Genomic DNA, 17,475 nt, shown 5'->3' with positions numbered 1-17,475 from the left:
TCATAAATGGCAGCGCGAGCCGGGGGCGGGATGTCAGGCAAAACAGTCATCTCATTCCTTTCCATCCAGGATGATATGCAAGGTCCTGATCATGTCCGCGGCATCCAGCAGTGCAGCTCTTACGTGGTCGTCGGTGCGCCTTTCGATTGCCGCCGCGGTGGTTTGCAGGTCGATCACAGCGTCCCCAGCCGTCCGGCTTGGTAAGATGCCGACTTCATCGCGCATCTCGCGGATTGTGATAACGGCGCGCTCGAGCAGTCTCCGCTTTTCGGCGGCCGTCAGATTACCAACCTGATTGGCCGCCCGGACGAGCTCGGCGATGAAATAGGTCGTGAGTGACATCGTGCTTCTCGCGGTGGTCAACTCAGAATGCGTCACCTGTCTAGGTGAAATTCCTCCGATAGGTAGGCAAGGTCGCGTCTTGGCCATTTCAGATCGGTGCCCGCTTCTGGCGAGACTGGACCTGTGAGCCAACCCACGAACGCGTCGCGAAAACCTGGTATTCGCCAACGCCGGCGGAAATAGGTTCCAATTCTCGGGTCAGTTCTGAGGATACCACGCGGCTGCAACATCACCTCTAGCTGAAGCGCCTCATGTCCTCAAAAGAGGGGTGCTCGATGCTTGTACTCCCGCTGATTTCGATCGATTAGTCGGAGGGGGCACGCTCGCCGGCGCGATGATCATCCCAGCAGCCTCATCCTGACGGTCGTCAGCGACATCTGGCAGTTCATCATCAATGGATTCGTCATCATCAGCGCCATGGCGCTGGACCGGTGCCGCTTCGCAGGCGCGCGCATTTGAGGTTCGCGTGAAGGCGGCGAGAGGCCCCGGAGCAAATCGGCTCCGGGGGGTTCTTTTGCCCTGTGATGCGGGAAAATCGAAGATTCAGATAGACAACTTCTAGTTAAACAACGTACCAGTGCGGCCTCTCTCACGCACGCGGAACACCATGGACCTAGAGAAAATCGCAAAGGCGGCTCAACGCTGTTTTGGCAGCATTCCGACCGTCGTCCTGGGCAGCGGTGCGTCGATGCCGCACGGTCTGCCCGGCATGCGGGCCCTGAGCCAATACCTGAACGCGTCGGTGCATCCCGAAGGCTCGGACGAGGCGGAGAAGTGGTCGGCGGTCTCGCAGGCGCTTGACCGAGGAGAGCACCTGGAAGCGGCATTGGAAGGTTTGAACCTCCCGGCCAGCCTGCTTCACAAGATCGTGGCCTCGACCTGGAACTGCGTAAACGACAAGGATTCAGCGCTCTATCGCAGACTCTACGCGGATCCTTTCGCATACCCACTGGGCGAACTCCTGGAGGCTCTGTTCAACAGCAGCGCAAACTCGGTCGACGTCATTACGACGAACTACGACAGAGTGGTCGAATACGCCTGCAACTCCGCAGGCCTGCTGTTCCAGACGGGATTCGCGCCCGGCTATCTTCAGAAGTGGGACGCCGGGGACAAAACCACCTATCGAAGCGGTCATAAGGACGCCCGTGTCGTGAAGATCTGGAAGGTGCACGGCTCGCTCGACTGGTTCCACACCGCCGACGAGCGCGTGGTAGGACTTCCCGTATTCACCCTTCCGGAGAGCGGCGTCACTCCTCTGATCGTGACGCCGGGACTGAACAAGTACGAGAAGACGTCCGAGGACCCGTTCCGGACGACGATCAACGGCGCCGACACCGCCCTCAAGCGCGCGGCGGCGTTTCTCTGCATCGGGTTCGGGTTCCGCGACAAGCACATCCACCCGAAGATCATCGAGCGATGCCGGGAAAAGAACGTTCCGATCGTGGTTCTCGCCCAGGAGCTGACCGACGAGGCGAAAGGCTTCTTGCGGTCGAAGGCCGGCAACAACTACCTCGGCATCGAGCAGGCGGGCGAGGGCAGTCGCATCTACACAGCGGAATTCTCGGACGGAGTGGACGTGGCAGCGCCTGGTCTCTGGTCGATGAGCGGGTTCAACAAGCTGATATTCTAGGGAGACTACTTTGGGCATCTTCAAGTTCGATGACGCCGAGGCGCTCGGCTCCGTCGTTTCGGTCGACACGACCGCCGTCATCGTCCGTGTCGAGGATCTCGACCGCCTCAAGCGACTGCAGGTGAACCGGCTCGTCGTGCTGCAGAGCAGCCGCGCGGGGCAGCACCTCATCGGTATCGTGGTCAAGATCACCAGAAAGCCGGACGAGCGACTGGTCACCACCGAAGTCGATCCGAGCGTGGAAGGCGAGCCGGCCGAAAACAACCTGGTGCGCATCACCCTTATCGGAACTTTGATCGACAAGGTTGGCCTTGCGACGAATGTCTTTCGACGCACCCTGGAGACCGTTCCAGAGATCGAGGCCAACTGCTTTTCACTCGAGGGCGATCGGCTGACCCGTTTCATGCAGGTCGTGTCGAACGTCGAAATGGACGGACCGAAGCTGTCATTGGGGACATTCACGCTGGACGACGAGGCAGTCGCGTACCTGAACGGAAACAAGCTGTTCCAAAGGCATGCTGTCGTGGTTGGTAGCACCGGCTCCGGCAAGTCCTGGACCACGGCCCGGCTGCTGGATCAGATTGCTGCCCTGCCGCAGGCCAATGCGGTGTTGTTCGATATCCATGGCGAATATGCGCCGCTCGAGGGCGATGCCTTCCAACACTTTCGGATCGCCGGGCCGGGCGATATCGAAAAGGGGCGGGCGCTCGACGACGGGGTGCTGCACCTCCCTTACTGGCTCCTCGGATACGAGGCGCTGGTCTCGATGTTCGTCGATCGCAGCGACCAGAACGCGCCGAACCAGTCCATGGTGATCACACGCACGATCACCGAGGCGAAGAAGGCGACGCTCGACAAGCCCGAGCACAAGGAACTTCTCGAAAACTTCACGATCGACAGTCCGGTCCCCTTCAACCTTGACTCCGTTCTCAAGACGCTCGAGGAGCTCAACGGCGAGATGGTCACCGGAAGCTCCGGCCGGGAGAAGCAGGGCGACTTCCACGGCAAGCTCAGCCGACTCATCGCCCGCCTCGAGGCGAAGCGCGGCGACCGTCGGCTGGCGTTCCTGTTTCAGCCGCCGACAGAGTGTATGCAGATGGGCTGGCTGACGGAGATGGTGCACCGTCTCGTCGCCGGCCGTGGCGCACAGAAGGACAAAGGCGGCGTCAAGATCATCGACTTCTCCGAAGTACCGTCCGATGTGCTGCCGCTGATGGTCAGCCTGCTTGCGCAGATCATCTTCACGACGAGCTTGTGGACGGAAACCAAGATGCGTCACCCGATCGCCATCCTGTGCGACGAGGCGCATCTCTACATCCCCGAACGGACGCAGGCCGACAGCGGAGACGCGGTGGCTGTCGAAATCTTCGAACGTATCGCCAAGGAAGGCCGAAAGTACGGGATCGGGCTGATGGTCATCAGTCAGAGGCCCTCTGAGGTCAACCGGACGGTGCTCAGCCAATGCAACAATGTGATCGCCATGCGCCTCACGAACGGCGACGATCAAAGCGTGATTAAGCGATTGCTTCCCGACTCCCTTGGTAGCTTTGGGGAGCTGTTGCCGGTCCTCGACGTGGGCGAGGCACTCGTGGTCGGCGACGCCAGCCTGTTGCCGACCCGCATCCGCATCTCGGAACCGTCCAAGAAGCCCGACAGCCATACGGTGGCGTTTTGGGATCGCTGGTGCGAGGCCGAGCCGAAGTCCGACACGGCCAACGCAGTCAGGGCTTGGCGCCGCCAGAGCATGGCGTAGCGGCGACGCAGGGACGGTAGACGGACCACGCCGGCGTCATCGACGTTTCAGGCATTGCAGCCAATCAACTGGCTACCTCGGACGATGAACTGCCGCTGAACCAAGACGCGATGAGCAGAACCGAAAAGCCATAGCGCCCCTTCGTGTCCTGGGCATGCGCTGGCAATCGCCCACGAATCCGGACTCATCATGCAGTTTCCGTTGCTGCGGCTAGCATGGCGGAAACTGGCTGACAAAAAGTAACTAGGAGCCTTGGCGGCGATGCATTGACGCGGACCGGCTAAACCAAAACTGGCATGATTGCGTATCGACCGATATCAAGGTCGCCATGTACGCCAAGAATCTTTCACACATTCTCCACGCAGCACTCACCCCATTGGATGCGTTTGAAGGCACAGTCAAACGGTTCGAGCATCTACGGGGTTATGGCCGCCTACCGCGCGGTCGTCAAAACGCGGCAGTGCGCTTGGATGACAAGCACATAGCGAGCGCGGTGCTCGGGTACGTCCCGACATCTCCAGGGATGGCGGGACATGTATCTCTGTGCCTCGGTGGACTGTGTGCCGTGGGTGGCGCGAATGCCTCCATCAAGGGAGCAGCGACCCTGCTGGACACAATCGCCGCCGTCCTTTCAAGCGATGATGCCTGCAATTCAGTCGTGGGTCTCACATGTGCGATCGAGCGGGGGAAAAATGGCGATGATTACTACGCCCGAGCAACCTTCGATGAAGACGGGAAAAGGAAGGCCGTCTCGTATGTTTCTACCTTGGCGACATCACTACTGACAGAGGGCGCGGACGAGCGGTATGATCACGACCGGGTCCGCGCTCCCTCCGCGCGTCAGCTTACGTTAGGACGCGATTTCTTTATTAGCCTCCGAAAGGTGGTAGTGCTTTCCCGTAAGCTGGATCTTCCGCTCAAGACCGACTGGACCGAATACGCAAACGAGGAAGAAAAGGCAGCGTTTCACAAAAGCTTGGGGGCGCGTGCGAACTCAAACTTCTTGCATTTGTCGGTCGATACAGCCGCAGCGTGGCCAAACCTTCCGACGCGCGTCGAATTCGCGGGCCACCACCTAGTGCTGTTTCCCAGGACAGCGGACAACACACAGTCAATCAGCATCGACCTAACGGCCGAACGCCTCTCTGCTGACGACGCCCGCACATTGTTGAACCGATTTCTGAGTATCGTGGGCTGGTGCCAAGATCAGCACGCCGTTCTAGGCGACGGATGGTCGGGCAATCCGGTACCATTGCCGATTCCCCGTCGTGAGAAGAGTGGTACGATCGCTAGCCCGTGGTTCTTTTCCCGATCTCTCCCCGGCGACCCGGAGCTCCTGCAGCGGCTGGCCTACTACCGCGAAGGCCTAAACGCACGCGAAGCCGGCCTAGTATCATTTGAAGTTCTCAGCTTCTTCAAGGTTTTCGAGCAACGGAAGAAATCAGACCCGCGCACGCCCAACCCGACAAAGATCTGGATCCGAGATGTCTTTTCTGCGGTAGCTTCGACGCTCTCGGCCGAGGCGCTGCAACGGTTCGATGTGGCACGGAATGGAAAAGACGTTGAAAAGTACATCTTTGAGAACTGCCGTGTAGCCACGGCCCATGCTTCCGCAGAATTTCCGTCCGACGCAGACGCGTCTCTCGAGATTCGTCGGCTCTATTCCGCTGCTGAGGTCATCCATGGCCTCGCACGTCACTTCCTCAAGATGGAGTGTGGGCTCTCAGACTCGTATTACTCCGACACGTAGTGACAGCACTGCCTTTCGGGGACGAGGTGTAGACGCCGCGGAGCCTGCATTAAGCGAGCTTCGCTATGGCCCGGCCCCTTTCGAGGAGTTCGGAAAGTGACAATTCGCAGCTCGGATTCATGCAACTGGGTCGTCGGCAGGTTCTTGAGTAGCCGCGGCTTCATTTTCAGCGACTCTCGCGGCGATCTGCTTGGCGAACTCATCGATGAAGGCTTTCGCCATCGCAGAGTAGGGCCGGTCAGGTGCGCAGTACATCCGAAGGGCAGTGACTCGCCGGAGCGCTCGCCTGACGGGCAAGCTTGATTGACCGGCGAGGGCGAAATCTTCTTCGAGCTCTTCCGTTATGAGTGCCGCATGCGTTCTCAGTTCGGCGAGAATACCCGTCCGGGATTGCACTAGCCGGAATCGGTTTAGCGCGTATACCGCGATCGTAGAGAGCGCCCGGTCGCAGTCAGATCCGTTCGAACCCGCGGGAAACAAGAGCGAGTAGGCGGACCCGGAGGACCATTTGAGAAACTGCTCTGGATCGTCAACAGTCGGATCAAGAATCCGGTGCTGTTCGTCGGATAGAATGTCCGACGCTTGGTAGGCGCGAATGCCGTCTATTGGGAAATGGTTTCCTTTTCCGTGCAGTTCGGTGGCGCACTTTGTCTGAAATGACGCATACTCTTCCTCGGTGGTCGCCTCAGTGACGAGGTGCTGATGCCGCTGCTGATTGCAACCCACGCATGCCGGGAGAAGATTCTCCCATTTCAACGCCAGCCACCAGTATCCTGGATGGTCGGGGTCGTCGGTGACCTCCCCCTTTGGTCGGAAGTGCTCGACGTCTAGGGAATCCACAAGATCGCTTTCGCAATAGGCGCATTTGTTCCAAAAGAGTTTGCGAAGGGTCGAGGTGACGTCGTGCTGCTTGTATTTGGTAAAGGTGAAGGCCTTGGCCGGCCGCGCTCCGGAATAGTAAGCCACAGCCGCATCAATTTCACTCTGGACGGAAGCGGAAGGCGTCGTCAATGAAGCTGGCGCTGGCTCAGATGTTCTGTCGACGGATCTCAATTACCGGGATTCCTTCAATGCGGCTATCACCGCTTGTACTGCCTCTGCCCTAAGGGCACTGCGCGGCCTTGCGTCAGAAGCCTCCCTCGCTTCCAGGAATCCTTTTAGTGCCTGCTGCATTATCTGCTCGGTTGGCGTGTCGCCGAGGGACATACGATCAATCATCCTCTTTGTTCCCTCGGAAAGATCCACGGCTATGCCTCCTCCCTCGGTGCGCCTCACATAATCGCCCGCCGCCTTGAGAAGTCCTAGCTCTAGGCCGGGATCCGCAGTGCTCGCGAGCCCAAAGTAATCCGACGTCAGTAGCTGCTCGGCGGTCATCCCACGAACGCTCGGCAGGTTCTGGAGTTCGCGGACACGATGATCCTCATCCCTCTGGAGGACTACGACTTCGCCATCGTCCATGCCGCGAAGGCAGAGGGGATCGTGGGTCGTCACAATAAACTGGACGCGAGGAAGGACGCGTCTCAAAGAGGACATGACCTGCATCTTCCACCGCGGATGCAGATGCGTTTCAATTTCGTCGATCAGGACAACACCTTGAGCTTGTTCCACATTCCGCCAATATCTCGAGAACTCGCGGAGCATGTCGACAGTCATTGTAAAGGTCGATCGATAACCTTCGCTTAGGGCGTCGATGGGAGTGCTTCGACCGTTCGCTCGAACGAGGATTCCGCCATCGGAGCTGCGAATCAACTCGTCCTCGTCGTCCATTGCGAGAACTATCCGGAGCGCGGCGGCAATGTTGTCGAACTGCTCATCGTTCAGCCGCCACAACCAGTCGTCGGGATAGGGTATCGTCGCCAGTGGGTCGAAGAGCGTCTTGATCCTGGCCGCCGCGCCGCCCTTATATTCGAGCTTCCGAGGATGGAAGAACCGCCTAGGTCCATAGCCGAGTACGACCGTCGCAGGGTCTCCGCCATCTACGGTGTCTGTGAGCGGATCGTATCGGAAGTGTGCATTCTCCTTGGAAAAATGGAAGTTGACAGTCGCCTCGACCAACGGCTCGTCCATCTGATCCAGACGCGTGCGGTTTTCACTTCTTGGAAGGGCAGGCAGGTACTTGCTAAGTTTGCGTGCTTCTCTGCCGCCGACAAGTGCAAGCGCCGTCGCAGCGAGAATGCTCGACTTCCCAGTAGAGTTTTCTCCAAGAATCATGAGGCAAGGAACTCCGGAGCGCTCCTTGCGGCTTGATTGAAGCTTCAACTGCAAGGCGTCGAACACCTTATAATTGTGGATGTTGATCGACTTTATCTCCGTGTCGCGCGCGAAAAAGAGAGCGTCGAGGTTCCGTTCTTCAGATAGCGGAAATGATTGGTTTCGGGGCAGCGGCGCTTCTTCGAGCGGCTCGACAATATCCTGCTCTTCCAACTCGTTGATCAAGTGGTTCAGTCGGGCTCGGTCTTGGGGGGCAACATCCGCCAGAAACCGGGCAAAAGCATATCCGAAGTACTTCGGCGACTCCTTCATCACGCTCTGCGGAACGATGCCCCAAAAGTCGCACAAGCGACGCAGTGTCATCGCCGTAGCACCGGAATGCTGGGCGTTGGGAGCCAATGCCTGGTCCAGTAACGCCCCGTCTGCGGTTACATGCTGGAGACTGCGGAGCATTTCTGAAATGGCGTGTCGCCGGGACTCACGGAGCTCGGACCTGTTGAGATCGAAGACGGTAATCGTGGCGTGCCCCTCGTTCGTGATCCCTTCCACGCGACCGTCCAGCCGGAACTTCAGGTGTTTTCGTGGATCATCGTTGCAAGGATCGACTACGAGGCTCTTTTCCTTCCGTTTCGTATCAATGTAGCTCGCCAATAAGGGCGCACGATTCGCCTGGACTGGAAACCGATTTCCTTTGGCCTTGGCGCAATAGCTACACGCCAGATAAATGTTCCGCCACTCAAAGGCGAGCCAAAGGTAGTAATCTCGTTTGACGAATGAGGTTTCCTCGACAAAGCGGAGAGGCCGGAGGTGGAGTGCTTGAAACCCCGACCCGTCGCTATACCCTTCGTCATGCGATCGACTTTCACAAAAGGCACACTTTCCACCAAAGACGTCCCGCAGCGACTCGAGCAGAGTGTAGTCGTAGAAGAGGGACTCGTTGAGATTGTCACGTCTCGAACGCCGATACTCTGGAGACTGTCGTAGATAGCGAAGGATGCGGCTTTTTTCGTCCGTGACTTCCGACGCGTGAAAAAACGACGGTAGCTTTGAGGGCCGGATGATGCGTCTCATTGAAAAGCGCCTTAATAAGACTCGTTTCTTAGCTTTTAGTTGTGATTGTGCCGAGATAGCAATCTCAATTGGGTGCGGCTTCCTCTCTCTGATCCAGTCCCAAGAACCGTCGGGACTGCGATTCAGCTAGGTTCGCATGATCGTAGGCTGGTACTCTCCATTCACGGGCATACGTACGCCCCACGGGTATTTCTTCTGCATGTCTGCCTCGAATTGATAAACCACCACGTTAGGGAGATTGCGTTTGTCATATCTACGGCCCAGGTTGAATGCGACGCTATTCTGCGCAGCGAGAATGACGTGGATGGTCGCCACGCCCTTGCCGTCTAAGAGCTTCGCAGTGTCGTAAAATTGCTGAGCTAGCGCACTTTGCTTCGATGCCGACCAGTGTGAGGACGTGACATCAGGCAGGGTGAGGCGAACGACGGGATGATCAAAAGTTGTCGCAATGTTCTCGGTTCTCACCAGATACGATACGGAGACCGCAAGGATGACTTCCTTGGAAGTTCCTACGTCTTCAAGCCCTTCGACGATGAAGCGCTGCCCGTCGTCGGCCCTGTCCAGGGTTCTCCATTCCTCGCGGGTCCGGTCCCAGTCCATGACAACGATGTTTCCCTCATCGTCAAAGACGACGCCTGTGAGAAATGTCATCGGCACCGACGTCAGGCCGCCATACACGAGTGTGACATCCTGCCGATCGTTCTGCTTCGAACATTGCTGAACAATGCGACGCGTGGTGTCCACCTCGGGCAAGAGCGCAACGGGATCAACGATGACCCCATCCCGACGCTGTCTAAGATCCAGGATGACCGGAATGCGGTGACCAACGATTTCGGCCGGCACCGCGGCGGCGAGGGAAGAGCCGTCGTCCTCACGCAGGCCACGGCCCTCCACCACGACAACCTTTTTCCGGTTTCGCAACTCGTTCTCACGATTGAATCGCTTCCAGCCGACCCACACACAGAACGCGAAGATGCCGGTAAACAGAACGACCAAGGGCCATTGTGCCCATGCGGGAATGACGTTTGTCGAGCCAATTTCGAACGTGTACTCGCCCTTGGCCGTCGCCTTCACCAGCCAATTCCCTCCGAGGAGGGCGACAAGCACCGGCACGCACGCAGCCGCGACCCGACCTTCGAATCCTTTTGGCCGGAAGAGGTACTTGAGGAACTCTCGGACGCCCCAGTCGATGGTTTCACGATACATCGCGGCCTCTATCTGTCGGCTATGATTTGAACGGGTTGTGGGGTAATCCCGCGCTGGTGGAAGGTCGCCATCGCGAGGAACTCGGTAGGTACGTCGGACCTGACTACAAGAAGCGCGGCAAAGGGGATGTCGCGCTCTCCGTTTACGAGGTTCTCCATCGACAACAGGTCGATGACGCTCGGTAGGACCGGAAGGCGGGGATGTGAATGCCATTCGCCGAGGTAGTTGTAGTTCGCGTAGTCGCGGCCGGTTCTATCGAAGAACGCGTTGAGGAATTCGTTGTGGTAGGCGTGGTCTCTGACGAAGTGCGCGCGAGCACCGGTCAGCTCGTCGACAGAAAACTCAACGATCTCGAAGGCTCCTGGCACAAGCTGCCGAGCCATTAGAACACCACCGATCTCTCGATTGCCAGCGCGGGCAAGTCCAGCCTTCATCCTCTCTCTGATCGGGCGAGGAAGGATCAACTGCACCGTCACGAGTGCTCCTCGTCGATTATCTCGGACAGAAACGCTGTGATCTCTTCACCGTGCGAGGCCCCGACGGCTTGCTCCCAGCGACCCGAACCCCGAAGCTCGATCGGCCACGTGTCGAACGGTGCCTCGAAAATCCACGCCTTCTTCAGGCCTATTGCGTAGGCAGAGTGCGGGAAGGACGTGTCTCCGCCCTGAAGTATGTCGATGGCGAAGCGTGACGCGTGGGCCGCAACAACGGAGACGTCGGCATCGTCTGCTATGAACGGTGGCCCTTCGCCCCGGTCGGCTTCGTAAGGATTCCTGGCTTCAGCCGCCCACGGAGTATTGCGGTCCTCGCACCAAGTCGTGATCTGATTCCTGGCCGTCAATGGTGGGGGATCCAGATCTGGCCTTGCCCTCGCGACAATGCCGCCGACGCCCCCTGCGAAGACCTCTGCCCAGACCATGGGTTTCCGGTTCCGCTTTGCGGCGCCCGCGCACAGGTTGAATGAGGTTGCATCGCCAGTAGCCTCTACGATCAGGTCGCAGTCGCCGATCATCTCCAAAGCGGATTCCATCGCAGTACCAGATGTCTGGCTTCCCAAAGCCAGCTTCCGCGTAACGATGTCGGCGTCCGGAACGATCTGCGCGATCCTGTCCGCCAAGGCATCGACCTTGTGCCAACCAATCGCACGTGCGTCGAGTTCGTTGCGCACCAGATTTCCCGTCAGGAAAATGTCCTCGTCTACGAACAGAAACTTCCTGACTCCCGCACGAGCCAGAGAAGCCGCAACCTTCGAGCCAACGGAGCCGCAGCCGACGATCGCGACGCGACTGAGCGCTATTGCCTCCCGGTTGGAGGCCGACCGACGGGCGAGTGCACCTTCCTCTATCACCCGATACGGAAGCAGCAGCGGTTTGCCGTCCTTTTTGGGCAGGATATCGAAGGCCGTAAGACGCCCGCTTCCCTCCACCACGATGAGGAAAGTCGGCTCCCCTTTTGCGAGTATTGCAGCCAACTCTGGCACTCGATCTGCAAGATCATCGAACGCTCCTCCGCCGTGGAGTGCGAGCACGCTCATGTCCTGTTCGGTGCGCAGAAGATAGCCAATCCGCTTGGCGGCGCTCGTCGGGGCCGGCGCATGCGATACCCAAAGTTCGCTTCCCTCCGTTCCGATCGCCCTGAGATACGCCACCCGGTTAAGCTGGCGAGCAGTCTGCACAAGCGAGATTTCGACCATTAGCTCCAAGAGTGGTCCATCCAGCGACGCCCATGCACCATCTGGCACCATCAGGCGCCAGCTTTCGAAGCGCAGCTCTGCGGCGAGAGAGGTCTGGTGCGCTGACAGCGCCACCGCCGAGCTGCCGTCAGCCGGTCGCTCACTCGCGATTAGCCCCTGCGCGCTCTCGATCATCATCGCGCCGGTCACCGCAGGATCCCAGTTGTCTGGACGCCACTGCAGGCAGAGTTCGCCTCCGGGCCCATACTGATGATCGGAAAGGCGTCGCTCTCCATAAGGTACGACGATGGGGGGCGTGTCGGGAAATGTCGTGGGGTATATGACGGCGAGCGGAAACTTCTCTCCGCCGTGCGTGATCTCCACATCCGCGCAGAGTTGCAGGTTGTCGAGATGCTTGAACCGCACACTCGTCAGCCAATCGTGCTCTTCCTGAAGGACGCCAAACGCGGCCTTCTCAGTTCTCGTCCTTTGCTGGTCGGCCCACCACCAAATCATGCGTAGCCCTGAGGTTTCGTCGGCTGCCGTGCCGCGTTCCCAAAACTCGGAGCACCGACGGCGCCGGTGCCGGCTGCGGAGGCCCCGGTTGCCGCCCGGAGAAGCCGGTTGCCTCCGGTAAGGCGGTCGGCAGCGCGGGTCGATAGCCGATAGCCCATACGCGGGGTAAGTGCGTCGGCCATTTCCTGGAACGAAATCCCTTGTGCTGCAGCTCGGAAATCGGCCCGAGCTTGGCGGAGCCATGCGTAGAATGCCTCAGCCTTTTCCGGCTCCCGCTCCCATTTGTCCGCGAAATTCTCAAAGGGGTCGGTAGGATTGGCGATCACGAACCTCTGCCCGTCGTGCACGATGAACTGATCCATCCGATCGAGGATCGCGAAGAGCGCGTCGGAAATTGTTTCCTGGTTCTCGTAAGCATGAGCGGACAAGGTAGTGATGATGATCGAAATCGGTCCCAGATCCGGATTGCGGGCGAACATGTTGTCCCGGTGCCGCTTAAGGATCATGATCGCTGACTGCAGTGGCGTCTTCACCTTGAAGTCGGGCATATCCTCGACGCTCGCGTAGACGCCCTTCCTTTGCAGCTTCTCGACCATGACCCGCTTGCGCCGTTCGAATACCACGGACTGCCTGGAGGCGAACCAGTTCGAAAACCCCTTCGGATTTGAACGCGGCCAGGCGTCCGTGATCAGCCGGTAGTTGGGGAGACGCCGATCGGTGATCGAAATTGCCGTTTCTGCCCAGCGCGTGTCGTACGACTTCGCTTGGAGGAGACGCCGCTGCTGTGCACCGTTTGGAATGGCCGGAACGATGTCCATGTGGAACTGTGCGCCGTCCGCGTAGTCGAGAACCCAGCAGCGGTTCCCTTCGCGGACCGGCTTCGTCATATTCTGGGCGTCGTGATAGGTATTGACCTCGTGGCCGAGCATCTGCTTGAGCTCAAAAGGTGACATGTCCTGCTTGGTCAGGAGCCGGAACTCGCAGACTGAGTCGACGTCGTACTCTTCCTCATCAGTAAGCGGCCGGATCGCTGTCCCGAGCCTGAAAGACCCTTGGCAGTAAACCTGAGGGTCGAGGTCACGAAGCGTGCTCTGTGGACGGTGGAGCCATTCTCCGAAGGACTTGTAGCTCCTTTCCGCCTGCTCGTAGCGATGGTCCGGGATCTCCAGCTCCGCGATCAGAGCCTCCAGGAACGCCTCAATCGTATTGACATGCATGTTCATGACTGCGGGCCTCGCTTCTATGGGTGAACCTGGACTGATTCCAACTCTGACGATTGTTTCTTGGTTTGTTCCTATAAAAACTTTCAGGCGGCAAAACCGCCTGAAAGTTTGTCTTTGGTTGCGCCAACCTAGCTGTTGGCCATTTTTGGCTTCCGAGTTAGCCAGTACGGAGCCGCTTTGGCCAATACTGGCTTCGGTTTCTCAGAATAGGGGTCAACCATGGACGAACCCTCAGCTGCAGCCGCTCGTCGCGCCGCAGGTGTCGCACTTCTCGCAGGTACCGTTGCGCACCATCGTGAAGTTCTGGCATTCGGTGCACATGTTGCCGGTGTAGCCCTGCATGATCGAGCGGGCGCGGCGCTCAGCTTCCACCTTCTTGGCGTCCGACTTGGCCGATGCCGCTTCGGCGGCCGCCTTGTCGGAGAAGAGGGCGGTTACTTCCTGCTCGACTTCGTCGGCGATCTCTTCTGCCAGTTCCGCAGCGCGCTCTTCATAGTCGCGCTTGAAGGCGACGATTTCGGACGTTGCGATCGCCGTCGTCGTCTCGATCTTGCGCACCGTGTTTCCGGCGATCGCCGTCACGGTTGCGCCAGAGGAGGCGCGGGCAGGGGCTGCCGTCGACGAGCCCTTCGGCTCGCTGGAGGCCCGGTCACCGGTGCCACCGACGATCGTCGGCTTGTAGCCGCGGGTCCAGCCGGTCGAGATCAGGTTGGTCTTGCCTTCCTGAATGCCCTTGCCGAGCGCGGTATTGCCGAAGTCTGACGTGTCGACATGGGCGAGGTCGTGACGGCCGAGATAGGAAACCGCCAGTTCGCGGAAGACGTAGTCGAGGATCGACGTCGCGTTCTTGATCGCGTCGTTGCCCTGGACCATGCCGGCCGGCTCGAACTTGGTGAAGGTGAAGGCCTCCACATATTCTTCGAGCGGCACGCCGTACTGCAGGCCGAGCGAGATGGCGATGGCAAAGTTGTTCATCATCGCACGGAAGGCGGCCCCTTCCTTGTGCATGTCGATGAAGATCTCGCCGAGGCGGCCGTCACCGAATTCGCCGGTGCGCAGATACACCTTGTGACCACCGACGACGGCCTTCTGGGTGTAGCCCTGGCGGCGGTTCGGCAGCTTTTCGCGGGCGCGGATCACCTTCTCGATGACGCGCTCGACGATCTTCTCGGTGATGGTGACGGCCTGGGCGGCGGCGGGCGCCTGGATCAGATCCTCCAGCGCATCCTCGTCCTTGTCGTCCTCGATCAGCGAGGCGTTCAGCGGCTGCGACAGCTTGGAGCCGTCACGGTAGAGCGCGTTTGCCTTCAGCGCCAGCTTCCACGAAAGCATGTAGGCGTTCTTGCAGTCCTCGACGGTCGCCTCGTTCGGCATGTTGATCGTCTTGGAGATCGCGCCCGAGATGAACGGCTGGGCGGCCGCCATCATGCGGATGTGGCTTTCGACCGAGAGATAACGCTTGCCGATCTTGCCGCAGGGGTTGGCGCAATCGAAGACGGGCAGGTGCTCGTTCTTCAGGAACGGTGCACCTTCGAGTGTCATCGCGCCGCAGACGTGAATGTTCGCCGCTTCGATGTCCTTCTTGGAGAAGCCCATGTGGTCGAGCAGGTTGAAGTCCATCGCGGCGAGCTGTTCGTCGGAGACCTTCAGCGTGCCCTTGAGGAAGTCGGCGCCGAGCGTCCACTGGTTGAAGACGAACTTGATGTCGAAAGCGGACTTCAAGGCGGCGTTGACGGCTTCCACCTTCTCGTCGGTGAAGCCCTTGGCCTTCAGTGTCGACGGGTTGATCGCCGGAGCCTGGTTCAGGTTGCCGTGACCGACTGCGTAAGCTTCGATTTCGGCGATCTGGCTTTCGCTGTAGCCGAGAGAGCGCAGCGCTTCCGGAACGGCGCGGTTGATGATCTTGAAGTAGCCGCCGCCGGCGAGCTTCTTGAACTTGACCAGCGCGAAGTCAGGTTCGATGCCGGTCGTGTCGCAGTCCATGACGAGGCCGATCGTGCCGGTCGGTGCGATAACCGTTGCCTGGGCGTTGCGATAGCCGTGCTTTTCGCCGAGTTCCAGTGCCTTGTCCCAGGCGCTCATGGCGTGGATGACGAGGTCCTGGTCCGGATTGTCGGCATGGATGAGCGCGACCGGGTTGACCGAAAGCGCTTCGTAACCGGTCGTCTCGCCATAGGCGGCGCGGCGATGGTTGCGGATGACGCGCAGCATGTTGTCGCGGTTTGGCGCAAAGCCCGGGAACGGACCGAGCTTTTCGGCCATCTCGGCCGAGGTGGCATAGGAGACACCGGTCATGATCGCCGTCAGCGCACCGGCGATGGCGCGGCCTTCGGTCGAGTCATAGGGAATGCCCGAGGACATCAAGAGGCCGCCGATGTTGGCGTAGCCAAGGCCGAGCGTGCGGTATTCATAGGAAAGCTCGGCAATCTCGCGGGACGGGAACTGCGCCATCATGACCGAGACTTCGAGAACGATCGTCCACAGGCGGACGGCGTGCTCGTAGTCTGCGATGTTGATGCGCTTGGTCGCCGCATCCTTGAACATCATCAGGTTCAGGGAGGCGAGGTTGCAGGCGGTGTCGTCGAGGAACATGTACTCCGAGCACGGGTTCGATGCGCGGATCGGGCCGGCAGCGGGGCTCGTGTGCCAGTCGTTCATCGTCGTGTTGAAGTGCAGGCCCGGATCGGCCGACGCCCAGGCGGCGTAGGAAATCGATTCCCAGAGGTCGCGTGCCTTCAGCGTCTTCATGACGCGGCCGTCCTTGCGGGCGGTCAGGTGCCAGTCGCCATCGGTTTCGACGGCGCGCAGGAAGTCGTCCTTGATCGAGACCGAGTTGTTGGAGTTCTGGCCCGAAACCGTGAGGTAGGCTTCCGAATCCCAGTCGGTGTCGTAGGTCTTGAACTCAAGGTCCTTGTAGCCTTGCTTCGCGAACTGGATAACGCGCTGGACGTAGTTTTCCGGAACCAGCGCCTGCTTGGCCGCGCGGATCTCGCGCTTCAGCGCCGGGTTCTGCTTCGGGTCATAGCAGGCGTCGTCGGTGCCTTCGCAGTTGACGCAGGCCTTCATGATCGCCTTCAGATGCTTGGCGACGACCTTGGAACCGGTGACGAGGGCGGCAACCTTCTGCTCCTCCTTGACCTTCCAGTTGATGTATTCCTCGATATCCGGATGGTCGATGTCGACAACGACCATCTTGGCGGCGCGGCGGGTGGTGCCGCCCGACTTGATGGCACCGGCAGCACGGTCGCCGATCTTCAGGAACGACATCAGGCCGGAGGACTTGCCGCCGCCCGAGAGCTTTTCGCCTTCGCTGCGCAGATAAGAGAAGTTGGAGCCGGTACCAGAACCGTACTTGAACAGGCGCGCTTCACGCACCCACAGATCCATGATGCCGCCTTCGTTGACGAGATCGTCACCGACCGACTGGATGAAGCAGGCATGCGGCTGCGGATGCTCATAGGCCGACTTGGACTTGGTCAGCTTGCCGGTAAACGGGTCGACATAGAAGTGGCCTTGGCCGGGGCCGTCGATGCCGTAGGCCCAGTGCAGGCCGGTGTTGAACCATTGCGGCGAGTTCGGCGCGACGCGCTGGGTGGCGAGCATGTAGGCAAGTTCGTCCTGGAAGGCCGAAGCGTCTTCCTCGGTGTCGAAGTAGCCGCCCTTCCAGCCCCAATAGGCCCAGGTGCCGGCCAGGCGATCGAAGACCTGACGGGCATCGGTTTCGGAACCGTACTGCTCATCCTTCGGCAGCGCCTTCAGCGCATCCGTGTCGGGAACCGCGCGCCAGAGGAAGGAGGGGACATCGTTCTCCTCGACGCGCTTCATCTTGGCGGGAACGCCGGCCTTGCGGAAATACTTCTGGGCGAGAATGTCGGCGGCAACCTGGCTGAACTGAGCCGGCACGTCGATATCGGCAAGGCGGAAAACGATCGAACCATCGGGGTTCTTGATTTCACTCGTAGCCTTGCGGAATTCGATCTCCGCATAGGCGGATTGCCCGGCTTTTGTGAAACGACGTTCGATCTTCATTGTCCCTGGTCCTTCGTGTTGCCTAGCGCCCGCCACAGGCGCAATTGTCCCCGCCCGGCCGCGAGGGCATCC

Annotated in this window: 11 protein-coding genes; 3 read left to right on the top strand and 8 right to left on the bottom strand. The window is 59.5% G+C overall.

The window, feature by feature from the left end:
- Nucleotides 1–51: 51 nt before the first annotated feature.
- Nucleotides 52–342: a hypothetical protein gene (locus OVA00_RS29850; RefSeq protein ID WP_268090183.1), complete on the bottom strand. Its 291-nt coding sequence runs from the start codon at nt 340–342 to the stop codon at nt 52–54.
- A gap of 607 nt (nt 343–949) precedes the next feature.
- Between OVA00_RS29850 and OVA00_RS29840 the strand changes: the two genes are divergently transcribed.
- The 3 genes from OVA00_RS29840 (at nt 950) to mauJ (ending at nt 5,475) form a co-directional block, all read left to right on the top strand.
- Nucleotides 950–1,972, top strand: coding sequence for an SIR2 family protein (locus OVA00_RS29840; RefSeq protein WP_268090182.1), 1,023 nt, complete (start codon nt 950–952; stop codon nt 1,970–1,972).
- 10 nt (nt 1,973–1,982) lie between these two features.
- The gene (locus tag OVA00_RS29835; RefSeq protein ID WP_268090181.1) at nt 1,983–3,725 is read left to right on the top strand and encodes an ATP-binding protein; all 1,743 of its coding nucleotides are present in this window, start codon (nt 1,983–1,985) and stop codon (nt 3,723–3,725) included.
- 328 nt (nt 3,726–4,053) lie between these two features.
- Nucleotides 4,054–5,475, top strand: coding sequence for a methylamine utilization protein MauJ (gene mauJ / locus OVA00_RS29830; RefSeq protein WP_268090180.1), 1,422 nt, complete (start codon nt 4,054–4,056; stop codon nt 5,473–5,475).
- 117 nt (nt 5,476–5,592) lie between these two features.
- Here mauJ and OVA00_RS29825 read toward each other — a convergent pair whose 3' ends face one another.
- The 7 genes from OVA00_RS29825 to OVA00_RS29795 all read right to left on the bottom strand — a co-directional run bounded on the left by OVA00_RS29825 (nt 5,593) and on the right by OVA00_RS29795 (nt 17,403).
- Nucleotides 5,593–6,441 carry a hypothetical protein gene (locus OVA00_RS29825; protein WP_268090179.1) on the bottom strand — a complete coding sequence of 283 codons (849 nt, stop codon included), beginning with the start codon at nt 6,439–6,441 and terminating at the stop codon, nt 5,593–5,595.
- A gap of 87 nt (nt 6,442–6,528) precedes the next feature.
- Nucleotides 6,529–8,757, bottom strand: a complete 2,229-nt coding sequence (locus OVA00_RS29820; protein WP_268090178.1) for an AAA family ATPase — start codon at nt 8,755–8,757, stop codon at nt 6,529–6,531.
- Nucleotides 8,758–8,883: 126 nt separating this feature from the next.
- Complete coding sequence (locus OVA00_RS29815; protein WP_268090177.1) at nt 8,884–9,963, bottom strand: SAVED domain-containing protein; 1,080 nt, start codon at nt 9,961–9,963, stop codon at nt 8,884–8,886.
- Between the two features lie 8 nt (nt 9,964–9,971).
- Entirely contained in the window at nt 9,972–10,439 is a 468-nt protein-coding gene (locus OVA00_RS29810; RefSeq protein ID WP_268090176.1) for a Mov34/MPN/PAD-1 family protein, read from the bottom strand.
- The gene (locus OVA00_RS29805; RefSeq protein ID WP_268090175.1) at nt 10,436–12,151 is read right to left on the bottom strand and encodes a ThiF family adenylyltransferase; all 1,716 of its coding nucleotides are present in this window, start codon (nt 12,149–12,151) and stop codon (nt 10,436–10,438) included. Before OVA00_RS29805 ends, OVA00_RS29810 begins: the two co-directional genes overlap by 4 nt.
- A complete protein-coding gene (locus OVA00_RS29800; RefSeq protein WP_268090174.1) occupies nt 12,148–13,374 on the bottom strand; it encodes a nucleotidyltransferase domain-containing protein in 1,227 nt (408 codons plus the stop codon). Before OVA00_RS29800 ends, OVA00_RS29805 begins: the two co-directional genes overlap by 4 nt.
- Before the next feature lie 231 nt (nt 13,375–13,605).
- The gene (locus OVA00_RS29795) at nt 13,606–17,403 is read right to left on the bottom strand and encodes a vitamin B12-dependent ribonucleotide reductase (RefSeq protein WP_112975397.1); all 3,798 of its coding nucleotides are present in this window, start codon (nt 17,401–17,403) and stop codon (nt 13,606–13,608) included.
- Between the last annotated feature and the right edge of the window lie 72 nt (nt 17,404–17,475).

The organism is Ensifer sp. SL37 (assembly GCF_026672675.1).
In the GTDB taxonomy this organism is placed as follows: domain Bacteria; phylum Pseudomonadota; class Alphaproteobacteria; order Rhizobiales; family Rhizobiaceae; genus Ensifer; species Ensifer adhaerens.
The sequence above is the reverse complement of the archived record's forward strand: the minus strand, read 5'-3'. Positions and strand labels throughout refer to the sequence as shown.